The sequence below is a fragment of the Streptomyces sp. NPDC057486 genome (genome assembly GCF_042802415.1).
GTDB classification, from domain to species: domain Bacteria; phylum Actinomycetota; class Actinomycetes; order Streptomycetales; family Streptomycetaceae; genus Streptomyces; species Streptomyces yanii.
In genome coordinates this window covers 28,855-50,754 of the sequence record NZ_JBHVEE010000068.1, presented here as the reverse complement: position 1 = coordinate 50,754, position 21,900 = coordinate 28,855, and the positions used below count along the sequence as shown (strand labels likewise).

Sequence of the window (21,900 nt, the reverse complement as noted above, 5' to 3'; positions counted from 1 at the left end):
CCCCCTGCCGGTCAGGCAGGGGGCGCACTCGCGTACGGACCCCTGCCGCGGGAGCGGGCGGGGCCGGTCCGGGAGTCTGGACGCGACGTGTCCCACGGAGGACAATCGGCGGACAGTACACGGTCCGGACACGAGGGTTTCATGGCAAGCGTGTTGGCGCTGCTCGGCGGGCTGCTGGCGCTGATCGTCGTGCTTGTCGTCAAACTGCAGCTGAAGTCGAGGCGCAGGACCGAGAACTTCGAGGGCCAGCAGATCGAGCGGCAGCATCGCGAGGCGATCCGGCACACCCGTGCCAACAACACCTCGGTGGCCGTCCACAACCGGCTCTTCGACGGCGGTGGAGGACGCCGCTCCTGACTCGCCGCCATCGCCACCGGCCGTCCCGGGCAGTGGCCGACACGCCGGCTCGATTCGGGTAGTGTTGCGGACCCCAGCACGGGGACATACCGAGGAGGTGAGACCCATTACCGCTGTATCAGGCTGGGTGCTCACCTGTCGCGACTGCGTGACCGGACCGGTCTAGGTCCGGGCGGACCGCGGAGCACCCATCGGCATCCCGAAAGGCTCCGCTCCATGTCGGTCTCCTCAACACCGCTCCCTTACTCCGTCATCGTCACGAGACTTCGCGCCGCCGGTTGCGTATTCGCCGAGGACGAGGCGGAGTTGATCCTCTCCACGGCCGCGAACGCGGCCGAAATCGCCGCCATGGTCGACCGGCGGGCATCCGGACTCCCCCTCGAACACGTCCTCGGCTGGGCCGAGTTCCGCGGCCTGCGGATCGCCGTGGACCCCGGCGTCTTCGTCCCTCGGCGCCGTACCGAATTCCTCGTCGACCAGGCCGTCGGTCTTGTCCGTTCCGCGGACGGGCCCGCCGTCGTCGTCGATCTGTGCTGCGGTTCGGGCGCGCTGGGCGCCGCGCTCGCCGCGGCCCTGGACCGGGTCGAGCTGCACTCCAGCGATGTCGAACCCGCCGCGGTGCGGTGCGCGCGCCGCAATGTCGCCGGTACGGGGGAGGTGTACGAGGGCGACCTCTTCGAACCCCTGCCCGCCTCGCTGCGCGGCCGCGTCGGGATTCTGCTCGCCAACGTGCCGTACGTACCCAGCGAGGACGTCGAACTCCTGCCCGTGGAGGCCCGGGTCCATGAACCGAGGGTGGCGCTCGACGGTGGGGGCGACGGGCTCGATGTGCTGCGCAGGGTGACCGCCGAAGCGCCGCAGTGGCTGGCGCCGGGCGGCCATCTGCTGGTCGAGACGAGCGAACGGCAGGCGGCGAGCGCCGAGGAGGCCGTCGCCCGGAGCGGGCTGACTGCGCGGGTGGTCACCTCCGACGAGCTGTACGCGACCGTCGTCATCGGTACCAGACCCGGCACCGGGGACGGCAGGTAGTCCGCCCCGGGGCGGCTGAGCGGCTCCCGCTCAGCCGCCGTGCGCGCCGGCGACGGCAGGCTTCACCGGGCCGGGCAGTGGTACGGGACCGGAACGCGGCGTGGGACGCCTGTCAGCCGAAGAGCCAGCGCGTCTGGCTGTACGGCTCGCCCTTGCCGAAGCCGAATGCCTTGCGCGGGGTCACCCCGAACACGTCGGCACGGCCGCCCGCCCCGTTCGCGAACGCGCCCGCGTGGACCTCGAAGTGCCAGTCCGCGCCGTACTTGTCCTCCCAGAGCTTCGCCAGCCGGGTCAGCCGGGTCTCGTCCGTCACCGGGACCGCCCGGCCCTCGACCACCACGTCGAAGCCCCGGGACAGCGTGTTGGTGCCGGTCGTCAGCACGACCTCCGGGTTCTCCGCCAGGTTCCGGGCCTTGCGCTCCGTCGGCCCCGTGCAGAAGTGCAGCGCGCCGTCCGTCCACAGCCCGATCAGCGGAGTGACGTGCGGGCGACCGTCCGGGCGGACCGTGGACAGCCAGAACACCCCTGCCCGCGTCAGCACACCCACGGCTTCCGACCACGGGCGGGCAGTGGCTCCCTTGTCGCTGTACTCCTGTTGCAGCTCGGCGACGGGTTCGGGTACGGACATGGCGCCCTCCTGATACAGGTCCTGCAAGCGATCGTGCCTGCGAAGTACAGACCGTGCACCCGCTACGAATTCATCGGCGCCGGGCTAGGCTCGGAATGCTGGGACGGGAACGGGCGGCGAGCAGGAGAGCACGGAATGACGACGGTGCCGGGGCGTAGAAGCAGTACGTTCACCCGACTGCTGCGGCACGGTTTCACCGACGCCGCCGCCGCCGAGCGGCTGCTCGACCTGCCCGCCCTGGCGTCCGTGCGCACCGATCCGGTGCTGCTCGACGCTCTCGGGGCGACCGCCGACCCCGATCTGGCGCTGCGCGGACTCGTCCGACTGGTGGAGGCGGAGGACCCCGCCGAGCGGCAGATGCTGCTGGACACGCTCGTCTCCGCCAAGCCGCTGCGCGACCGGCTGCTCGGGGTGCTCGGGGCGTCCGAGGCGCTCGGCGACCATCTGGCCCGGCACCCCCGACACTGGCAGGCGCTCGTCATGTACGAGGCGGCGGACCTGCACCCCGGGGTCGCCGAATTCGAGCACGAGCTCGGGGACGCCCAGGACCCGGACACGCTGCGCATCGCCTACCGCCGATGCCTGCTGGCCATAGCGGCCCGGGACGTGTGCGGTACGACGGACGTCGCCGAGACCGCCGCCGAACTCGCCGACCTGGCGACCGCGACCCTGCGGGCCGCGCTCGCCATCGCCCGGACGGCCGCACCCGCGGACGCCGCCCTGTGCCGGCTGGCGGTCATCGCGATGGGCAAGTGCGGCGGGCACGAACTGAACTACGTCTCCGACGTCGACGTCATCTTCGTGGCGGAACCGGTCGACAGCTCGGAGGAGAGCAGGGCCATCCAGGCCGCCACCCGGTTGGCCGCGCACATGATGCGGATCTGCTCCGAGACGACCGTCGAGGGCACCATCTGGCCGGTCGACGCCAACCTCCGTCCCGAGGGCCGCAACGGACCGCTGGTACGGACGCTCTCCTCACATCTCGCGTACTACCAGCGTTGGGCCAAGACCTGGGAGTTCCAGGCGCTGCTCAAGGCCCGGCCGGTGGCCGGAGACCCCGAACTGGGCGCGGAGTACGTCGAAGCCGTCTCGCCGATGGTCTGGCAGGCAGCGGACCGGGAGAACTTCGTCGGCGACGTACAGAAGATGCGCCGCCGCGTCGTCGACAACATCCCCGCGGACCGTGTCGACCGCGAGATCAAGCTCGGGCCCGGCGGGCTGCGGGACGTCGAGTTCGCCGTACAGCTGCTGCAGCTCGTACACGGCCGCAGCGACGCGTCCCTGCACAGCGGCTCGACCCTGGACGCCCTGCGGGCGCTCGCCGAGGGCGGCTACGTCGGCCGGGTGGACGCCGCGCAGTTCGACGACGCGTACCGCTTCCTGCGCGCCATGGAGCACCGCATCCAGCTCTACCGGCTGCGCCGCACCCACCTCGTGCCCGAGGACGAATCGGACCTGCGGCGGCTCGGGCGCTCCCTCGGGATGCGTACGGACCCCATCGCCGAGATCAACCAGGCGTGGAAGCGGCACGCGTCCGTGGTGCGGCGGCTGCACGAGAAACTGTTCTACAGGCCGCTGCTGGACGCCGTCGCCCAGCTCGCACCGGGCGAGATCCGGCTCAGCGCGAAGGCTGCCGAAGCCCGGCTCGAAGCGCTCGGATACGCCGATCCGACCGCCGCGCTCCGGCATCTGGAGGCGCTGTCCTCCGGGGTGTCCCGCAAGGCAGCGATCCAGCGGACCCTGCTGCCGGTGCTGCTCGGCTGGTTCGCGGACTCCGCCGACCCGGACGCCGGGCTCCTCGGTTTCCGCAAGGTGTCCGACGCGCTCGGCAAGACCCCCTGGTATCTGCGGCTGCTGCGCGACGAGGGCGCGGCGGCGGAGAACCTCGCCCGCGTCCTGTCGGCCGGCCGGCTCGCCCCCGACCTGCTGCTGCGGGCGCCCGAGGCGGTGGCGATCCTCGGCGACCCGCAGGGGCTGAAGCCGCGCAGCCGCAATCACCTGGAGCAGGAGGTGCTGGCAGCGGTGGGGCGGGCCGAGGACGCCGAGTCCGCGGTCGCGGTGGTCCGCGGTGTGCGGCGGCGCGAACTGTTCCGCACCACGGCGGCGGACCTCATCGGCTCGTACGGCACGGAGGAGAACCCCGCGGAACCCGACCACGGCACACTCGTCGACCGGGTCGGCAACGCGGTCACGGACCTGAACGCGGTCACCATCGCGGGCGCGCTGCGCGCCGTCGTACGCGAACAGTGGGGCGACACCCTCCCCACCAGGTTCGCCGTCATCGGCATGGGCCGCTTCGGCGGTCATGAACTCGGTTACGGATCCGATGCCGACGTCCTGTTCGTGCACAGACCGCGCGAGGGCGTCGACGAGCAGGAGGCGGCCCGGGCCGCCAACACCGTCGTCGCCGAGATGCGCAGACTGCTGCAGCTGCCCACCGCCGACCCGCCGCTGATCATCGACGCGGATCTGCGGCCGGAGGGCAAGAGCGGACCGCTGGTGCGCACATTGAAGTCGTACGACGCTTACTACCGGCGCTGGTCACTGGTCTGGGAGAGCCAGGCCCTGCTGCGCGCCGAACCCATGGCGGGTGACGCGGAGCTCGGCCGCGCCTTCATCGAACTGATCGATCCCCTGCGCTACCCGATGGAGGGGCTGGGGGAGGACGCGGTCCGCGAGATCCGCCGCCTCAAGGCCCGGATGGAGTCCGAACGGATGCCGCGCGGCGCCGACCCGACGCTCCACACGAAGCTGGGCAGGGGCGGGCTGAGCGACGTCGAGTGGACGGTCCAGCTGTTGCAGATGCAGCACGGCTGGGTGGAACCGGGGCTGCGCACCACCCGCACGCGCGAGGCGCTGGCCGCTGCGTGCGCGGCGGAACTGATCTCCGGTGAGGACGCACAGACGCTGGACGAGGCATGGGTACTGGCGACCCGGGTCCGCAACGCGGTGATGCTGGTGCGCGGACGTCCGGCGGACACGTTCCCCTCGGGGCCGCGGGAACTGACGGCGGTGGGGCGGTACCTGGGGTACGAGCCGGGGCACGTGGGGGACATGCTGGACGACTACCGGCGGATCACGCGGCGGGCGCGCGCGGTGGTGGAGGAGCGGTTCTACGGGGCGTGAGGGGGCGGGGCGGAAAGACGTCCTCACATGCCGAACGAGCCCGTCCGGCTCGTTCGGCCGGTCCGGCCGGCACATTCGGGCCCGTCCTGCGAGGGAGACCGGAGGCGTTCACCGGCGCACCGGTGCCTCCGTGGCCGGGCGGCCCGCCCGGATCGGCGCCCCCCGCGCTCAGCCCTGCCGGGCGTGCCCGCCACCGCGGCGCCTGCACCCGCTTCGGGAGGTGGTGCGGCAGCGCACCGTACCAGGCGTACGACACCGCGAAACCGAATGTCAGGCAAGCCATCCCGCCCACCGCGTCGAGCCAGAAATGGTTGGCCGTCGACACGATCACGACCAGGGTGACCGCCGGGTACAACAGGCCCAGGATCCTCGCCCAGGGCGCGGACGCCAGTGCGAAGACGATCAGCCCGCACCACAGCGACCAGCCGATGTGCATCGACGGCATCGCCGCGTACTGGTTCGACATGTTCTTGAAGTTGCCCGAGGCCATCGAACCCCAGGTGTGGTGCACCAGCACGGTGTCGATGAAGTGTCCGCCGTTCATCAGACGTGGCGGCGCGAGGGGAAACAGGTAGTAACCGAGCAGTGCGACACCCGTCGTTGCGAACAGCGCCAGACGGGCTGCCGCGTAACGGCCGGGATGGAAGCGGAACAGCCACACCAGCACACCGATGGTGACGATGAAGTGCAGTGTCGCGTAGTAGTAGTTCATCGAGACGATCAGCCATGTCACGGAATTCATCGCGTGGTTGACCGTCTGTTCGACGGCGATGCCCAGGAACTTCTCCACCGACCAGAGCCGGTCGGCATTCGCCAGGGCCGCGGCCTTCTGCTCGGGGACCGCGTTGCGCACCAGCGAGTAGAGCCAGTAACTGACCGCGATCAGCGTGACTTCGAACCAGATGCGCGGCCTACCGGGAGACCGCAGCGAGCGCAGTCTCGCGAGCCTGTCGTTCCGCCCCGCCTGGAGGGCCGCCTCGTCCACGATGGGTGACGCGGGGGCCGCCGTGCGGCCTTCCTGTGACTTCACACTCGATTCACCCATAGGCGTCGATTCTGCCAGATACGTCTCTCTGCCCGATCATCCTCCGGTCGGGTTCCGGCTGCACATGGTGCACCCTACGGGCGGGCGTGCGACCCTGGGGTCATTCCGGAAGCGGAAGCCGGATCCGGGCCGGGACCCGCGGCAGTTGAACCCCGTACGACCAGTTCCGGCATGAAGACGAACTCGCTGTGCGGAGCCGGCGTGCCACCGATCTCCTCGAGCAGGGTGCGGACCGCGGCCTGACCCATCGCCGTGACCGGCTGCCGGATCGTCGTCAGCGGCGGATCGGTGAACGCTATGAGCGGCGAATCGTCGTAGCCGACCACCGACAGGTCGCGCGGCACCTCCATTGACAGCCTGCGCGCGGCCCGGATCGCTCCGAGCGCCATCATGTCGCTCGCGCACACCACCGCCGTGCACCCGCGCTCTATCAGCGCGGAGGCGGCGGCCTGGCCACCCTCCAGCGTGAACAGCGAGTGCTGGATCAGCACCTCCACCTCGTCCGAGGTGAGGTTCAACTGCTCCTGCACGGTGGCGCGGAAGCCCTCGATCTTCCGGAGTACGGGAACGAAACGCTTGGGTCCGACCGCAAGACCGATCCGCTGATGGCCGAGCGACACCAGATGTGTCACCGCGAGCCGCATCGCCGCCCGGTCGTCGGGCGAGATGAAGGGTGCCTGGACTTTCGGCGAGAATCCGTTGACCAGGACGAAAGGGACGCCCTGGGCGCGCAGTTGCTCGTACCGCTGCATATCGGCCGAGGTGTCGGCGTGCAGGCCCGAGACGAAGATGATGCCGGAGACGCCACGGTCGACGAGCATCTCGGTGAGCTCGTCCTCGGTGGAACCGCCGGGCGTCTGCGTGGCCAGCACCGGGGTGTAGCCCTGCCGGGTCAGCGCCTGGCCGATCACCTGGGCGAGCGCCGGGAAGATGGGGTTCTCCAACTCGGGCGTGATCAGCCCGACCAGCCCCGCGCTGCGCCTGCGCAGCCGTACCGGCCGTTCGTAGCCGAGGACGTCGAGCGCGGCGAGTACGGATTCGCGGGTGGCTGCAGCAACACCGGGTTTGCCGTTCAGTACACGGCTGACCGTAGCTTCGCTGACCCCCGCCTGAGTTGCGATATCGGCAAGCCGTGCGGTCATGGAAGTGGACTGTACCGGGCGTATGTCGGATTGCCCACCATGCGCAGGAATCGGGCGACCGGACCCGTACGGCCAGGCGCGGCAACCGCGTGTGCCGGTGAGCGGCCGCGACCCGGAGCGTCGTCGCGGACAGGGCTGCCGCAACATCTTGCAAGGACTTGCGAAGGCATCGCGATGCCCGCGATCAGATCGTCGCACTGCGGAATCGGCCACCCGTGCCCTCTCCTGCCAGGGCTGGGCCGTTCTCGTCAAGAGGCTTGACGGCAACCTTGAGGACACGCGAATGTAACGATCGTCGAAGCTTGCAGAAATCTTCCGCAAGACCTTTCGACGTTCTTTCATCCTTGTTACGTTCACGTCGACCCGGCGCCGCGACGGAGCGGTACGGCAGTTGAAGGAGTTCACAGATGCGACGTGGCATAACGGCCACCGCCCTGGTCGCGGCCCTGGCGCTCGCGGCGACCGCCTGCGGCGGTGACGACAAGTCCGACGGCACCAGCAAGAGCTCGGGCGAGCTCTCCGGGACTGTGACGTGGTGGGACACCTCCACCGTGGGCAGCGAGGACAAGGTCTTCAAGAAGATCGCCGAGGACTTCGAGAAGAAGCACCCGAAGGTGGACGTCAAGTACGTCAACGTGCCCTTCGGCGAGGCGCAGAACAAGTTCAAGAACGCTGCCCAGTCCGGCTCCGGCGCCCCCGACGTGATCCGCTCCGAGGTTGCCTGGACCCCTGAGTTCGCGGACCTCGGCTACCTCGCCCCGCTGGACGGCACCCCCGCCCTGCAGAAGGCGGACGACTTCCTGAAGCAGGCCGCGGCGTCCACCGAGTACAACGGCAAGACGTACGCGGTGCCGCAGGTCATCGACTCCATGGGCATCTTCTACAACAAGAAGATCTTCAAGGATGCCGGCGTCGAGGTTCCCACCACCGTGGACGAGCTGAAGACCGTCTCCAAGAAGATCAAGGACAAGACCGGCAAGACCGGCATGTACCTGCGCGGCGACGACGCGTACTGGTTCCTGTCCTTCCTGTACGGCGAGGGCGGCGACCTCGTCGACGCGTCCACCAAGTCCGTCACCGTCGACAACGCCGCCGGCGTCAAGGCGATGAAGGTCGTCAAGGACCTCGTCGACTCCGGTGCGGCCAAGACCGACGCGACGGACGGCTGGGAGAACATGCAGTCGTCCTTCAAGGACGGCAAGGTCGCGATGATGATCAACGGCCCGTGGGCCGTCGCCGACACCTACGCCGGCAAGGAGTTCAAGGACAAGGCCAACCTGGGCGTCGCCCCGGTCCCGGCCGGTTCCGTCGCGCAGGGTGCCCCGCAGGGCGGTCACAACCTGGCCGTCTACGCGGGCTCCAAGAACCTCGACGCCTCCTACGCCTTCGTCGACTACATGACGTCCGCGGACACCCAGGCCCAGGTCACCAAGGAGCTGAACCTCCTGCCGACCCGTACCTCCGCCTACGCGAAGGAAGAGGTCGTCGACAACGAGATCGTCGGCTTCTTCAAGCCGGTCGTCGAGACCGCCGTCGAGCGCCCCTGGATCCCGGAGACCGGCAGCCTCTTCGCCCCGCTCGTCACCGAGTACACCAAGGTCCTGACCGGCCAGACCACGCCGGAGAAGGGCGCCAAGGCCACCGGCGACTCCTACCGCAAGCTCCTCAAGGGCTGGAAGTAACTCAGGAAGGCAGGCCGACTGATGGCTGTCCACACCAGCCAGTCGGTGGCGAAGGCCGCGGACGACGACGTCGTCCGCGGCCGGAGCCGCGGTACTGGTAACCCTCCACCACCGAGCAGGCTCCGTCGGGCGCTGTCGACCCATTGGTACGCCTGGACCATGGTCGCCCCGGTCGTCGTCGTGATCGGCGTGATCATCGGCTACCCGCTCGTCCGCGGCGTCTACCTGTCGCTGACCGACGCCAACGAGCGCAACGTCGCACGGTCCATCGGTGTCAACCACATGCCCGCGACGTACAAGTTCGTCGGCCTGGACAACTACGCCGACGCACTCACGGGCAACCAGTTCCTCGGCACGCTCGGGTGGACCCTGGTGTGGACGGTCTCCTGCGTGAGCATCACGTTCGTCCTCGGCATGGCCCTCGCCAATATCCTCAACCGCCGGATCGCCGGCCGCTCCGCGTACCGGATGGCGCTGATCCTGCCCTGGGCCATTCCCGGATTCGTCTCCGTGTTCGCCTGGCGCTTCCTCTACAACGAGGACCGCGGGCTGCTCAACAAGATCCTCTCCGGTGCCGGTATCGACGGCGTCCCGTGGCTGAACGACCCGACCTGGGCGAAGTTCGCCGTCATCGCCGTCAACGTCTGGCTCGGCGTGCCGTTCATGATGGTCGCCCTGCTCGGCGGTCTGCAGTCCATCCCCAGCGAGCAGTACGAGGCCGCCGAGATGGACGGCGCCACCGCCTGGCAGCGGTTCCGCCACATCACGCTGCCGGGTCTGCGGCCGGTCTCCACCACGGTGATCCTGCTGTCGACCATCTGGACCTTCAACATGTTCCCGGTCATCTTCCTGCTGACCCGCGGAGGACCCGGCGAGGCCACCCAGATCCTGGTCACCCAGGCGTACAAGTTCTCCTTCGAGATCAGTCCCCGCGACTTCGCGCAGTCCTCCACATGGGGCGTGCTGATCCTCGTCCTCCTGATGCTCTTCGCCGCGGTCTACCGGCGAGTCCTCCGCACGCAGGGAGATAACTGGTGACCACCGCCCCCGCGCCCACCGCGCACCACTCGGCGCGCAAGGTCAAGGTCCGGCTCCGCGGCGAGCGCTCGCCGCTCGCCTCCGTCGGACTGCACCTCACGCTGATCGTGGCGTCCGTGATCGCCGTGTTCCCGGTGCTGTGGGTCCTGCTGACCTCGCTGAAGCCCGCCGCGTACGCGACGACGACGGACTTCTTCAAGGACACGACCTTCGAGAACTACACGGGTCTGATCAAGGACACCGAGTTCCTGACCTGGTTCGGCAACTCCCTGGTCATCGCCGGGCTCACCACCGTCCTCGGCGTCTTCGTCTCCGCCACCACCGGCTACGCCGTCAGCCGCTTCCGGTTCCCGGGCAAGCGCGGGCTGATGTGGACGCTGCTGGTCACCCAGATGTTCCCGGTCGCCGTCCTCATCGTGCCGATCTACAACATCATGTCGGGCCTGGGACTGCTCAACCAGCCCGCCGGTCTCGTCATCACGTACCTCACCATCGCGGTGCCGTTCTGCGCCTGGATGATGAAGGGCTTCTTCGACACCATCCCGCGCGAGATCGACGAGTCGGGGCAGGTCGACGGCCTCACCCCGTTCGGCACGTTCTGGCGGCTGATCCTGCCGCTCGCCAAGCCCGGCCTCGCCGTCACCGCGTTCTACTCCTTCATCACCGCCTGGGGCGAGGTGGCATACGCCTCCGCCTTCATGGTCGGCGACGAGAACCTCACGCTCGCCGGCGGACTGCAGAAGTTCGTCAACCAGTACGGAGCCCAGTGGGGTCCGATGACCGCCGCGTCCGTGCTCATCGCGATACCCGCGGCCCTGGTCTTCCTCTTCGCCCAGCGCCACCTGGTGACCGGCATGTCCGCCGGAGCCGTCAAGGGCTGACGTACGCAGCAGCACGACCGTACGACCGCACGCACCAAGTCACGGCGGCGCCGGATCCCCGACCCGGTCCCGGCGCCGCTCCCCACCCAGACACCCCAGGGACGACATGACCCAGCACCTCGCTGCCCCCTCCACCGGCACGTCCGACGACGCTCCGGGCCACCGCACCGGCTGGTGGCAGGACGCGGTGATCTACCAGGTCTATCCGCGGAGCTTCGCCGACGGCAACGGCGACGGCATGGGCGATCTCGCAGGCGTACGCGGCAGACTCCCGTACCTCAAGGACCTCGGCGTCGATGCGGTCTGGCTCAGCCCGTTCTACGCGTCGCCGCAGGCGGATGCGGGGTACGACGTCTCCGACTACCGCGCCATCGATCCGATGTTCGGCACGCTGCTGGATGCCGACGGGCTGATCCGGGACGCCCACGACCTGGGCCTGCGGATCATCGTGGACCTGGTGCCCAATCACTCCTCCGACCAGCACGAGTGGTTCAAGCGCGCCCTCGCCGAGGGCCCCGGCTCCGCGCTGCGCGAGCGCTACCACTTCCGCCCCGGCAAGGGCGCGGACGGTGATCTGCCGCCCAACGACTGGGAGTCCATCTTCGGCGGACCCGCCTGGACCCGGACCACCGACCCGGACGGCACCCCCGGCGACTGGTACCTCCACCTGTTCGCCCCGGAGCAGCCCGACTTCAACTGGGAACACCCGGCCGTCGCCGACGAGTTCCGCTCCATCCTGCGGTTCTGGCTCGACATGGGCGTCGACGGCTTCCGCGTCGACGTCGCCCACGGGCTCGTCAAGGCCGAGGGGCTGCCCGACCTCGGCACCCACGACCAGCTCAAGCTGCTCGGAAACGATGTCATGCCGTTCTTCGACCAGGACGGGGTGCACGAGATCTACCGCTCCTGGCGCACCATCCTCGACGAGTACCCCGGCGACCGTATCGCCGTCGCCGAGGCATGGACCCCGACCGTCGAGCGCACCGCCAACTACGTGCGCCACGACGAGATGCACCAGGCGTTCAACTTCCAGTACCTCTCCACCGCCTGGGACGCCGCGGAGCTGCGCAAGGTCATCGACGGCTCGCTCGACGCGATGCGCCCGGTCGGCGCCCCCACCACCTGGGTGCTCTCCAACCACGACGTCACGCGGCATGCCACCCGGTTCGCCAACCCGCCCGGCCTCGGCACCCAGATCCGCACCGCCGGGGACCGCGGGACGGGCCTGCGCCGGGCCCGCGCCGCCAGCCTCCTGATGCTGGCGCTGCCCGGATCCGCGTACGTCTACCAGGGTGAGGAACTCGGCCTGCCCGACGTCACCGACCTGCCCGACGAGGCCCGCCAGGACCCGTCGTTCTTCCGCGCCGACGGACAGGACGGCTTCCGCGACGGCTGCCGGGTGCCGATCCCGTGGACCCGCGGCGGCAGCTCGTACGGCTTCGGTGCCGGCGGCAGCTGGCTGCCCCAGCCCGACAGCTGGGCCGAGCTGAGCGTCGAGGCGCAGACCGGCGTGGCGGGTTCCACCCTGGAGATGTACCGGGCCGCGCTCGCCGCCCGCCGGGTGCACCGGGGGCTCGGCGCCGGGACCGCCGTGGAGTGGCTGGACGCCCCCGAAGGGTTGCTGGCCTTCGCCCGCCCCGGCTTCGTCTGCACCGTCAACACGACCGGCCGGCCGGTCCGCATTCCGGTCCGCGGCCAGGTGCTGCTCTCCAGCAGCCCCGTCGTCACCGACGGCGCGGAGATGGAGCTGCCCGCGGACACCACGGTGTGGTGGACGGTGTGACCGTCCCTCCGCCCAGGGCCTCTCTTCCGGATCAGGCCGGATCAGGGAGCGGGGACCGGCGCGTGCAGCTGCAGGGCGCAGAAACGAGCCCACGCGAAGGGGGCCCCTCCCATGCCTTTCGGGCCATGGGGGAGTCGGCGACCGACGACAACGCCGCAGATGTGCGTGTCGGCCACCGCGAGCCCGGCAAGATCCGGAAGAGAGGCCCTGGGACCGGCGGTGCGCCGAGGCTCTCGGACATCGCCGGTCAGGCCGCGGTCAGCGAGGCGACGGTCAGCCGGGTGCTCAACGGCAAACCGGGCGTCGCGGACACCACGCGTCAGCGGGTGCTCGCGGCGCTCGACATCCTCGGCTACGAGCGTCCCGTGCGGCTGCGGCAGCGCAGCGCCGGGCTGATCGGACTGGTGACCCCCGAGCTCACCAACCCGATCTTCCCGGCGTTCGCGCAGTCCGTCGAACAGGTTCTGGCCGGGCACGGCTACACCCCGGTGCTCTGCACCCAGCTGCCCGGCGGCGCCACCGAGGACGAGCTCGTCGAGCAGCTCGTCGAACGCGGCGTCGGCGGCATCGTCTTCCTCTCAGGGCTGCACGCCGACCTGTCGGCCGACCCCGCCCGGTACGCCGCGCTCACCGACCGTGGCGTCCCGTTCGTCCTGATCAACGGGTACAACGAACGGATCAGCGCGCCCTTCGTCTCGCCCGACGACACCGCCGCCGTCCGGATGGCCGTCGGTCATCTCGCCGAACTCGGCCACCGCAGGGTCGGCCTGGCCATCGGACCGCAGCGCTATGTGCCGTCCCGCCGCAAACGGGACGGTTTCCTCGACGCCGCGGTGAACCTGCTGGGACTGGACCGCGCCGAGGCCGAACTCCTCGTCTGCTCGACGCTGTTCAGTGTCGAGGGCGGCCAGGTCGCGGCCGGGGCGCTGCTCGACCAGGGGTGCACGGGCATCGTCTGCGGCAGCGACCTGATGGCGCTGGGCGTGGTGCGCGCCGCACGGGACCGTGGGCTCGACGTGCCGCGCGACGTGTCCGTGGTCGGCTTCGACGATTCCCAGCTGATCGCGTTCACGGATCCGCCGCTGACGACGGTGCGGCAGCCCGTGCAGGCGATGGCGGCGGCCGCGGTCGGGGCGCTGCTTGAGGAGATCGGCGGAAGCCCCGTGCAGCGCACGGAGTACGTGTTCCAGCCGGAGCTGGTGGTGCGGGGGTCCACCGCGGCGGTCCGCACCGCCTGACGGCGTGTGCGGCATGCGCAGAGGTCCTGGATCCGGAGGGGGGATCCAGGACCTCTGCGTCTCTGGGTACGAGGACGGGGCGACGTACAGGAGAGGCACCGGGAGTCGGCCCTGAATGGGCCGGCGGGGAGTGAGCGACTCCGGGTGCCCCTCTTGTCCGTGACCGGCCCGGCCGGCCGGGCGCGTGGGGCCCGGATTACCGGGACCCCCGACCGACCGGACCGGAGTCGGAAGAAACGTAACAGCGCTGCAATGTTTTGCGTAAGACCTTGCAGAAAGAAAACTGCAGTATTTCGCCGATGTGAGCGGGTGGTGTCCAAAGGGTTGACCGGAACCTGACGGGCTCGTACGGTCTCCCCGCGGCAAGGTTTGCATTCTTGCAGCAAGAACCTTCAGGAGCCTTGAGGGCAGGGCGCGTTGCCACGTGAGGCTGCACCGTCACCCGCATTTCCCCCACAGCAGGAGGAAAGACATGGCACGCAGACACCTGTCTGCAGCGCTCGCCCTGATAGCAGGCGCCGCCGCTCTCGTGGCTCCCTCCACGACCGCCCAGGCGTCCACGCCGGGCGACAAGGACGTCACCGCAGTCCTCTTCGAGTGGAAGTTCGACTCCGTCGCGAAGGCGTGCACGGACTCCCTCGGTCCCGCCGGCTATGGCTACGTGCAGGTCTCGCCGCCCCAGGAGCACATCCAGGGCAGCCAGTGGTGGACCTCGTACCAGCCCGTCAGCTACAAGATCGCAGGACGCCTCGGCGACCGCACCGCCTTCGCCCGCATGGTCAGCACCTGTCACAGCGCGGGCGTCAAAGTCGTCGCCGACTCCGTCATCAACCACATGGCGGCAGGATCCGGCACCGGCACCGGCGGTTCCTCGTACACGAAGTACAACTACCCCGGCCTGTACTCCTCGTACGACATGGACGACTGCACCGCGCAGATCAGCAACTACCAGGACCGTGCCAACGTCCAGAACTGCGAACTCGTCGGGCTCGCCGACCTCGACACCGGTGAGGACTACGTCCGCGGCAAGATCGCCGGATACCTCAACGACCTTCTCTCCCTCGGAGTCGACGGCTTCCGCATCGACGCCGCCAAGCACATCCCCGCGAACGACCTCGCCAACATCAAGTCGCGGCTGACCGATTCCGGTGCCTACTGGAAGCAGGAGGCGATCTACGGGGCGGGCGAAGCGGTCTCGCCCGACGAGTACGCCGGCACCGGCGACGTCCAGGAGTTCCGCTACGCCCGCAGCCTCAAGCAGCTCTTCAACAACGAGAACCTCGCCTACCTGAAGAACTTCGGCGAGGGCTGGGGCTTCATGGCGTCCTCGAAGACCGCGGTCTTCGTCGACAACCACGACACCGAGCGCGGCGGCGACACGCTGAACTACAAGGACGGTGCCAACTACACCCTCGCCAACGTCTTCATGCTGGCCTGGCCGTACGGTTCGCCCGACATCCACTCCGGCTACGAGTGGTCCGACAAGGACGCGGGGCCGCCCAACGGCGGCACGGTCAACGCCTGCTACAGCGGCGGCTGGAAGTGCCAGCACGCCTGGCCGCAGATCTCCTCCATGGTGGGCTTCCGCAACACCGCGCGCGGTGAGGCCGTCACCAACTGGTGGGACAACGGCGGCGACCGGATCGCGTTCGGCCGTGGCGCCAAGGCATACGTCGCCATCAACCACGAGAGCTCGTCGCTGACCCGTACCTTCCAGACGTCGCTGCCCGCCGGTGACTACTGCGACATCCAGTCCGGCAACGGTGTCACCGTCAACGGCTCCGGCCAGTTCACCGCGACACTCGGCGCCAACACGGCCCTCGCGCTCCAGGTGAACGCCCGTACCTGCACGGGCGGCGGTACGACGGACCCGGGCACCAGCACCTCCGGAGCCTCCTTCGGCGTCAACGCCACCACCCAGCTCGGTCAGAACATCTACGTCGTCGGCAACCGGTCCGCGCTCGGCAACTGGAACACCGACAGCGCGCTCAAGCTGGACCCGGCGACCTACCCGGTCTGGAAGCTCGATGTGAGCATGCCCGCCGGGACCTCGTTCGAGTACAAGTACATCCGCAAGGACGCCGGCGGCGCCGTCACCTGGGAGAGCGGCGCCAACCGCACGGCGACGGTTCCGTCGACCGGCAAGGTGTCGCTGACGAGTGACGTCTGGCGGAGCTGAACCCGGCACCCGGGCCGGGGCGGCTGACCAAGTCGTCCCGGTCCGGGGGCTGAACCCGGGGCCGGTGTCGCATCGGGGCGTCTCCTCGGGTGCCGCAGACTCCCCGACACCGCGGCGAAAACGTCCTATTACTGCGTCACCCTGCGGGGATCGCCCCGATACGTCCCCTCCCGGCGCACCGGCCGGCAAGGACGTGGTCGCCCAGCACGGAGGCCTACGGCGCCCTGTGGGCGTCCGGTGTCGGAGGCCCTCGGACGGCGCCCCGGGGCGGGGGTGCACCAGGGCGATCCCCGCAGGACGGCGCAGTAAGTGCACGGCTTCCCCGCGGTGTCGGGGAGTCTGCGGCGTCCGAGGAGACGCCCTGGTGGACCCCCCCCCCCCCCGGCCCGCCCGAACAAGTCCGTCAACCCCGAGAACCCCGAGAACCCCATGACCTCGCAACCAAGGAGACCCTGCCCCGTGTCCCGTACCCTCCTCCGACGGGGAGCCGTAGCCGCACTGTGCGCGGCGCTCCTCCCGGTCGTCCCGGCGGCAGCCACCTCCGCCACGCCGAGACCCCCGGACCCGCCGTCGGACGCCCGGCTCGCCGCCGAGCCCGCCCGGCACGACCTGACCCGCGAGCAGTTCTACTTCGTCATGCCCGACCGGTTCGCCAATGGAGACACCTCCAACGACCTCGGCGGACTCACCGGTTCGCGCCTGGAGACCGGCTACGACCCCACGGACAAGGGCTTCTACCAGGGCGGTGACCTCAAGGGCCTGACCGACCGGCTCGACTACATCAAGGACCTCGGCACCACCGCCATCTGGCTCGCCCCGATCTTCAAGAACCGCCCGGTCCAGGGCGCCGGAAAGGATGCATCGGCCGGCTACCACGGCTACTGGATCACCGACTTCACCCAGGTCGACCCGCACTTCGGCACCAACGCCGACCTGTCGAAGCTGATCGACAGGGCCCACGCCAAGGGCATGAAGGTCTTCTTCGACGTCATCACCAACCACACCGCGGACACCGTCGACTACGCCGAGAAGAAGTACGGCTACAAGCCGAAGGGCGCCTACCCGTACCTCGACAGGGACGGCCGCCCCTTCGACGACAGCAAGGGCCTGGCAAAGGTCGACGCCGACTCGTTCCCGTACACCCCGAAGAACACCGGCACGAAGATCCCGTCATGGCTCAACGACCCGACGATGTACCACAACCGCGGCGACTCGACGTATGCAGGCGAGTCCACCACGTACGGCGACTTCTCAGGGCTCGACGACCTGTGGACCGAGCGGCCCGAGGTCGTCTCCGGCATGGAGAAGATCTACGAGAAGTGGGTCCGTGACTTCGACATCGACGGGTTCCGGATCGACACGGTCAAACACGTCGACCTGGACTTCTGGACCCGGTGGGCGACCGCCCTCGACGCCTACGCCGCCCAGCACGGACGTGACGACTTCTTCATGTTCGGCGAGGTCTACTCCGCCGACACCGCCATCACCTCCCCGTACGTCACCCGCGGACGGCTCGACGCGACGCTCGACTTCCCGTTCCAGGAAGCGGCCCGGCAGTACGCCTCGCAGGGCGCTCCGGCCTCGAAGCTCGCCACCGTCTTCGGCGACGACTACCGCTACACCACCGACAAGGCCAATGCCTACGAGCAGGTGACCTTCCTCGGCAACCACGACATGGGCCGCATCGGCGCGTTCCTGAAGCAGGACAACCTGAAGGCCGACGAAGCCGAGCTGCTCGACCGGGCCCGCCTCGCCAACGAGCTGATGTTCCTCAGCCGCGGCAACCCCGTCGTCTACTACGGCGACGAGCAGGGCTTCACCGGCGCGGGCGGCGACAAGGACGCCCGCCAGACCATGTTCGCCTCGAAGACCGCCGACTACCTCGACGACGACGAACTGGGCACCGACCGTACGCACGCCTCCGACGCGTACGACACCGGCCACCCGCTGTACCGGAGCATCGCCGCACTCTCCGAGCTGACCAAGGAGAACCCGGCCCTGCGTGACGGAGTCCAGACCGAGCGGTACGCGGAAGGCTCCGTCTACGCGTTCTCCCGTACGGACCCCAAGCGCGCCAACGAGTACCTCGTCGCCATCAACAACGGCACCGAGGCGAAGACCGTCGAGCTGTCCACCGAGTCGGCCGCCATGAACTTTCGTACGCTGTACGGAGGTTCCGGTACGGTCCGCAGCGGTGCCGACAAGAAGATCACCGTCACCGTGCCCGCCCTCTCCAGCGTCGTGCTGCGCGCCGAGAAGCCCCTGGGCGCCCCGGCCGCCAAGCCCTCGATCACGCTGAAGGCGCCCGCCGCCGGAGCCACCGGCACCGTCGACATCTCCGCGGACACCGACGGCGGATCGCTGAACCGGGTCGTCTTCGCCGCCCAGACCGGCAATGGCAGGTGGGTCACCCTCGGATCCGCCGACCACGCCCCGTACAGGATCACTCAGCACCTGGACGACACCGTGGCGGCGGGAACGCCGCTGCGCTACAAGGCCGTTGTGGTCGACCGGGCCGGACGCACCGCGAGCGCCCTCGCCTCGACGACCGCGGGCCGGGCCCCCGCGGCCGAGAAGCCCGTCGCCGTCGAGCGCGACCACGCCGTCGTCCACTACAAGCGTGCGGACGGCGACTACGACGGCTGGACGATCGAGTCCGGCGACAGGTCCGCCGGGTTCACCGGGCGCGACGCCTACGGCGCCTTCGCCTGGATCAAGCTCGACGAGGGCACCTCCTCCGTCCCGTACACGGTCGAGAAGGACGGCACGGCCGACGGTCCGCAGCGCACCGTCGAGCTCGCGAAGACCGGGCAGGTCTGGATCGAGCAGGGCGAGGACGGCCAGTCGGACACGGCCCCCGAGGGCGCCTACCCGGCGCAGGACAGGACGAAGGCCGTCCTGCACTACCACCGCGCCGACGGCAACTACGACGGCTGGGGACTGCACACCTGGACCGGCGCGAAGAACCCCACCGACTGGGCGAAGCCGCTCCAGCCGGTGAAGAAGGACGCCTACGGCGTCACCTTCGAGGTCCCGCTCACCGACGGGGCCACCTCGCTCAGCTACATCCTCCACAAGGGCGACGAGAAGGACCTCCCCAGCGACCAGTCCCTCGACCTCGCCACGTACGACCACGAGGTGTGGTCGGTCGCCGGACAGCCCGGCTACCTGCTGCCGCAGACCGGCGGTATGCCCGCCCCCGACCTCACCAAGGCCGAGGCACAGTGGATCGACTCCGGGACCGTCGTCTGGAAGGTGAAGGCCACCGACGCCACCAGCGAGCAGCTCGTCTACGCGAAGGACGGCGGGATCTCCGTCGTCGACGGCGCCCTCACCGACGAGGGGCAGTGGCTGCGACTCAGCCCGTCCGCGCTGACCGACGCGCAGAAGGCGAAGTATCCCCACCTCAAGGACTACCCGGCCTTCACCGTCGACCCGCGTGACCGGGACCGGGTCCGTGAGGCGCTGCGCGGCCAGCTGATCGCCACCCAGCGCGCCGCCAACGGTGCCCTGCTCGCCGCCACCGGCGTACAGAGCGCGGGTGTGCTCGACGACCTGTACGGCAAGAACGCGAGCACCGCCGCGCTCGGCCCGGTCTTCGACCACGGCCGGCCCACGCTCTCCGTCTGGGCCCCCACCGCGCAGACCGTCGCCCTGGAGCTCGACGGCAGGACCGTCCCGATGCGGCGCGACGACCGCACCGGCGTCTGGTCGGTCACCGGCACCGCGAAGTGGACCGGCAAGCCGTACCGCTTCGTGGTGAAGGTGTGGGCGCCCACCGTCCAGAAGATCGTCACCAACAAGGTCACCGACCCGTACTCCACCGCTCTGACCACCGATTCCGCCCGCAGTCTCGTCGTCGACCTCGGCGCCCCGGGGCTCGCACCGAAGGGCTGGGCCGGGCTGAGGAAGCCCGCCGCCGTCCCGCTTCGCGACGCCCAGATCCAGGAGCTGCAGATCCGCGACTTCTCGATCGCGGACCCGACGTCCCGGCACCCCGGCGAATACCTCGCCTTCACCGACACCCGCTCCGACGGGATGAAGCACCTCAAGGAGCTCGCCGACTCCGGCACGAGCTACGTCCATCTGCTGCCCGCCTTCGACATCGGCACCATCCCCGAGAGGAAGTCGGCCCAGCAGAAGCCCGCCTGCGACCTGTCCGTGTACGCCCCCGACTCCGAGGAGCAGCAGGCCTGCGTGGCGAAGGCCGCCGCGAACGACGGGTTCAACTGGGGCTACGACCCGTTGCACTACACCGTCCCGGAGGGCTCGTACGCCTCCGATCCGAACGGCACCGGGCGCACCGTCGAGTTCCGTCGGATGGTCCAGGGGCTGAACGGCGCCGGACTGCGGACCGTCATGGACGTCGTCTACAACCACACCGTCGCCTCCGGCCAGGACGACAAGTCCGTCCTCGACCGGATCGTGCCCGGCTACTACCAGCGGCTCATGGACGACGGTACCGTCGCCACGTCCACCTGCTGCGCCAACACCGCGCCCGAGAACACCATGATGGGCAAGCTCGTCGTCGACTCGATCGTCACGTGGGCCAAGGAGTACAAGGTCGACGGCTTCCGCTTCGACCTGATGGGCCACCATCCCAAGGCCAACATCCTTGCGGTCCGCAAGGCGCTCGACGCGCTGACCGTGGCCGAGGACGGCGTCGACGGGAAGAAGATCATCCTGTACGGGGAGGGCTGGAACTTCGGTGAGATCGCCGACGACGCCCGCTTCGTCCAGGCCACCCAGAAGAACATGGCCGGCACCGGCATCGCCACCTTCTCCGACCGGGCCCGGGACGCCGTCCGCGGCGGCAGCCCGTTCGACGAGGACCCGGGTGTCCAGGGCTTCGCCAGCGGCCTCTACACCGACCCCAACACCTCGACCGCCAACGGCACCCCGGCCGAACAGAGGGCCCGGCTGCTCCACTACCAGGATCTGATCAAGGTCGGCCTGACCGGCAACCTCGCCGACTACACCTTCACCGACTCCTCGGGCCGTACGGTCAAGGGATCCGGCGTCGACTACAACGGGGCCCCCGCCGGATACGCAGCGGTCCCCGGCGACGCCCTCGCCTACGCCGACGCCCACGACAACGAGACGCTGTACGACGCCCTCGCCTTCAAGCTCCCGGCGGGCACCTCGGCCGCCGACCGGGCCAGGATGCAGGTCCTGGCGATGGCGACCGCCACTCTGTCCCAGGGCCCGTCGCTCTCCCAGGCGGGCACGGACCTGCTGCGCTCCAAGTCGCTGGACCGCAACTCGTACGACAGCGGCGACTGGTTCAACGCACTGCACTGGGACTGCCGGGACGGCAACGGCTTCGGCCGCGGACTGCCGCTCGCGGCCGACAACAGGGCCAAGTGGTCCTACGCCAAGCCGCTGCTCACCGCCACCGCGCTCAGCCCCGGCTGCGCACAGATCGACGGCACGTCCGCCGCGTTCCAGGACCTGCTCAGCATCCGCACGACGGAGAAGGAGTTCGACCTCTCCACCACCGAGCAGGTGCAGTCCGCCCTGTCGTTCCCGCTCTCCGGGAAGGACGAGACGCCCGGGGTCATCACCATGCGCCTCGGGAAGCTGGTGATCGTCCTCAACGCGACCCCCGGCACCGAGCACCAGCAGGTCGCAGATCTGGCAGGGAAGGACTACGCCCTGCACCCCGTCCAGGCCGCGGGGGCGGATCCTACGGTCAAGAAGGCCACCTACGAGAGGAGTTCGGGAAGCTTCACCGTCCCGGGACGCACGGTGGCCGTGTTCTCCCTGCGGTGA

At 69.5% G+C, this 21,900-nt stretch carries 13 protein-coding genes; 10 read left to right on the top strand and 3 right to left on the bottom strand.

What is annotated here, in order from left to right:
- Positions 1 to 141 precede the first annotated feature (141 nt).
- Positions 142 to 357: a hypothetical protein gene (locus ACFU6I_RS28045; protein ID WP_384371696.1), complete on the top strand. Its 216-nt coding sequence runs from the start codon at positions 142 to 144 to the stop codon at positions 355 to 357.
- A gap of 216 nt (positions 358 to 573) precedes the next feature.
- Complete coding sequence (locus tag ACFU6I_RS28040; protein ID WP_384371694.1) at positions 574 to 1,386, top strand: putative protein N(5)-glutamine methyltransferase; 813 nt, start codon at positions 574 to 576, stop codon at positions 1,384 to 1,386.
- 112 nt (positions 1,387 to 1,498) lie between these two features.
- Here the strand turns inward: ACFU6I_RS28040 and ACFU6I_RS28035 are convergent, their stop codons facing one another.
- Positions 1,499 to 2,014 (bottom strand): pyridoxamine 5'-phosphate oxidase family protein, encoded by a 516-nt coding sequence (locus tag ACFU6I_RS28035; RefSeq protein ID WP_384371692.1) that lies wholly within the window; start codon positions 2,012 to 2,014, stop codon positions 1,499 to 1,501.
- A 135-nt stretch (positions 2,015 to 2,149) separates the two neighbouring features.
- On the opposite strand from ACFU6I_RS28035, the gene ACFU6I_RS28030 reads away from it, so the two are divergent.
- Positions 2,150 to 5,140 carry a bifunctional [glutamine synthetase] adenylyltransferase/[glutamine synthetase]-adenylyl-L-tyrosine phosphorylase gene (locus ACFU6I_RS28030; protein ID WP_384371690.1) on the top strand — a complete coding sequence of 997 codons (2,991 nt, stop codon included), beginning with the start codon at positions 2,150 to 2,152 and terminating at the stop codon, positions 5,138 to 5,140.
- Here ACFU6I_RS28030 and ACFU6I_RS28025 read toward each other — a convergent pair.
- The gene (locus tag ACFU6I_RS28025; RefSeq protein ID WP_384371688.1) at positions 5,091 to 6,185 is read right to left on the bottom strand and encodes a phosphatase PAP2 family protein; all 1,095 of its coding nucleotides are present in this window, start codon (positions 6,183 to 6,185) and stop codon (positions 5,091 to 5,093) included. The two genes, ACFU6I_RS28030 and ACFU6I_RS28025, sit on opposite strands and share 50 nt — an antisense overlap.
- 74 nt (positions 6,186 to 6,259) lie before the next feature.
- Positions 6,260 to 7,327, bottom strand: coding sequence for a LacI family DNA-binding transcriptional regulator (locus ACFU6I_RS28020; protein WP_384371686.1), 1,068 nt, complete (start codon positions 7,325 to 7,327; stop codon positions 6,260 to 6,262).
- A gap of 407 nt (positions 7,328 to 7,734) precedes the next feature.
- On the opposite strand from ACFU6I_RS28020, the gene ACFU6I_RS28015 reads away from it, so the two are divergent.
- The 7 genes from ACFU6I_RS28015 (at position 7,735) to pulA (ending at position 21,900) form a co-directional block, all read left to right on the top strand.
- A complete protein-coding gene (locus ACFU6I_RS28015; RefSeq protein WP_384371684.1) occupies positions 7,735 to 9,009 on the top strand; it encodes an extracellular solute-binding protein in 1,275 nt (424 codons plus the stop codon).
- 21 nt (positions 9,010 to 9,030) lie between these two features.
- Positions 9,031 to 10,047, top strand: a complete 1,017-nt coding sequence (locus tag ACFU6I_RS28010) for a sugar ABC transporter permease (protein WP_345512840.1) — start codon at positions 9,031 to 9,033, stop codon at positions 10,045 to 10,047.
- A complete protein-coding gene (locus ACFU6I_RS28005) occupies positions 10,044 to 10,928 on the top strand; it encodes a sugar ABC transporter permease (RefSeq protein WP_384033446.1) in 885 nt (294 codons plus the stop codon). The genes ACFU6I_RS28010 and ACFU6I_RS28005 overlap by 4 nt, the downstream gene beginning before the upstream one ends.
- Positions 10,929 to 11,034: 106 nt before the next feature.
- A complete protein-coding gene (locus tag ACFU6I_RS28000; protein ID WP_384371682.1) occupies positions 11,035 to 12,711 on the top strand; it encodes a glycoside hydrolase family 13 protein in 1,677 nt (558 codons plus the stop codon).
- 125 nt (positions 12,712 to 12,836) lie between these two features.
- Entirely contained in the window at positions 12,837 to 13,949 is a 1,113-nt protein-coding gene (locus tag ACFU6I_RS27995) for a LacI family DNA-binding transcriptional regulator (protein WP_384371680.1), read from the top strand.
- A gap of 472 nt (positions 13,950 to 14,421) precedes the next feature.
- Positions 14,422 to 16,128: a carbohydrate-binding module family 20 domain-containing protein gene (locus ACFU6I_RS27990; RefSeq protein WP_384371678.1), complete on the top strand. Its 1,707-nt coding sequence runs from the start codon at positions 14,422 to 14,424 to the stop codon at positions 16,126 to 16,128.
- Between the two features lie 429 nt (positions 16,129 to 16,557).
- Positions 16,558 to 21,900 carry a pullulanase-type alpha-1,6-glucosidase gene (pulA, locus tag ACFU6I_RS27985; protein ID WP_384371676.1) on the top strand — a complete coding sequence of 1,781 codons (5,343 nt, stop codon included), beginning with the start codon at positions 16,558 to 16,560 and terminating at the stop codon, positions 21,898 to 21,900.

What these genes read in the sequence shown, in the direction of transcription:
- ACFU6I_RS28010 (WP_345512840.1), top strand. Translation starts at nt 9,031, where the DNA reads ATGGCTGTCCACACCAGCCAGTCGGTGGCGAAGGCCGCGGACGACGAC.
- ACFU6I_RS28040 (WP_384371694.1), top strand. Translation starts at nt 574, where the DNA reads ATGTCGGTCTCCTCAACACCGCTCCCTTACTCCGTCATCGTCACGAGA.
- ACFU6I_RS28000 (WP_384371682.1), top strand. Translation starts at nt 11,035, where the DNA reads ATGACCCAGCACCTCGCTGCCCCCTCCACCGGCACGTCCGACGACGCT.
- ACFU6I_RS27995 (WP_384371680.1), top strand. Translation starts at nt 12,837, where the DNA reads ATGGGGGAGTCGGCGACCGACGACAACGCCGCAGATGTGCGTGTCGGC.
- ACFU6I_RS28045 (WP_384371696.1), top strand. Translation starts at nt 142, where the DNA reads ATGGCAAGCGTGTTGGCGCTGCTCGGCGGGCTGCTGGCGCTGATCGTC.
- ACFU6I_RS28025 (WP_384371688.1), bottom strand. Translation starts at nt 6,185, where the DNA reads ATGGGTGAATCGAGTGTGAAGTCACAGGAAGGCCGCACGGCGGCCCCC.
- ACFU6I_RS28035 (WP_384371692.1), bottom strand. Translation starts at nt 2,014, where the DNA reads ATGTCCGTACCCGAACCCGTCGCCGAGCTGCAACAGGAGTACAGCGAC.
- ACFU6I_RS28020 (WP_384371686.1), bottom strand. Translation starts at nt 7,327, where the DNA reads ATGACCGCACGGCTTGCCGATATCGCAACTCAGGCGGGGGTCAGCGAA.
- ACFU6I_RS28015 (WP_384371684.1), top strand. Translation starts at nt 7,735, where the DNA reads ATGCGACGTGGCATAACGGCCACCGCCCTGGTCGCGGCCCTGGCGCTC.
- pulA (WP_384371676.1), top strand. Translation starts at nt 16,558, where the DNA reads ATGACCTCGCAACCAAGGAGACCCTGCCCCGTGTCCCGTACCCTCCTC.
- ACFU6I_RS27990 (WP_384371678.1), top strand. Translation starts at nt 14,422, where the DNA reads ATGGCACGCAGACACCTGTCTGCAGCGCTCGCCCTGATAGCAGGCGCC.
- ACFU6I_RS28030 (WP_384371690.1), top strand. Translation starts at nt 2,150, where the DNA reads ATGACGACGGTGCCGGGGCGTAGAAGCAGTACGTTCACCCGACTGCTG.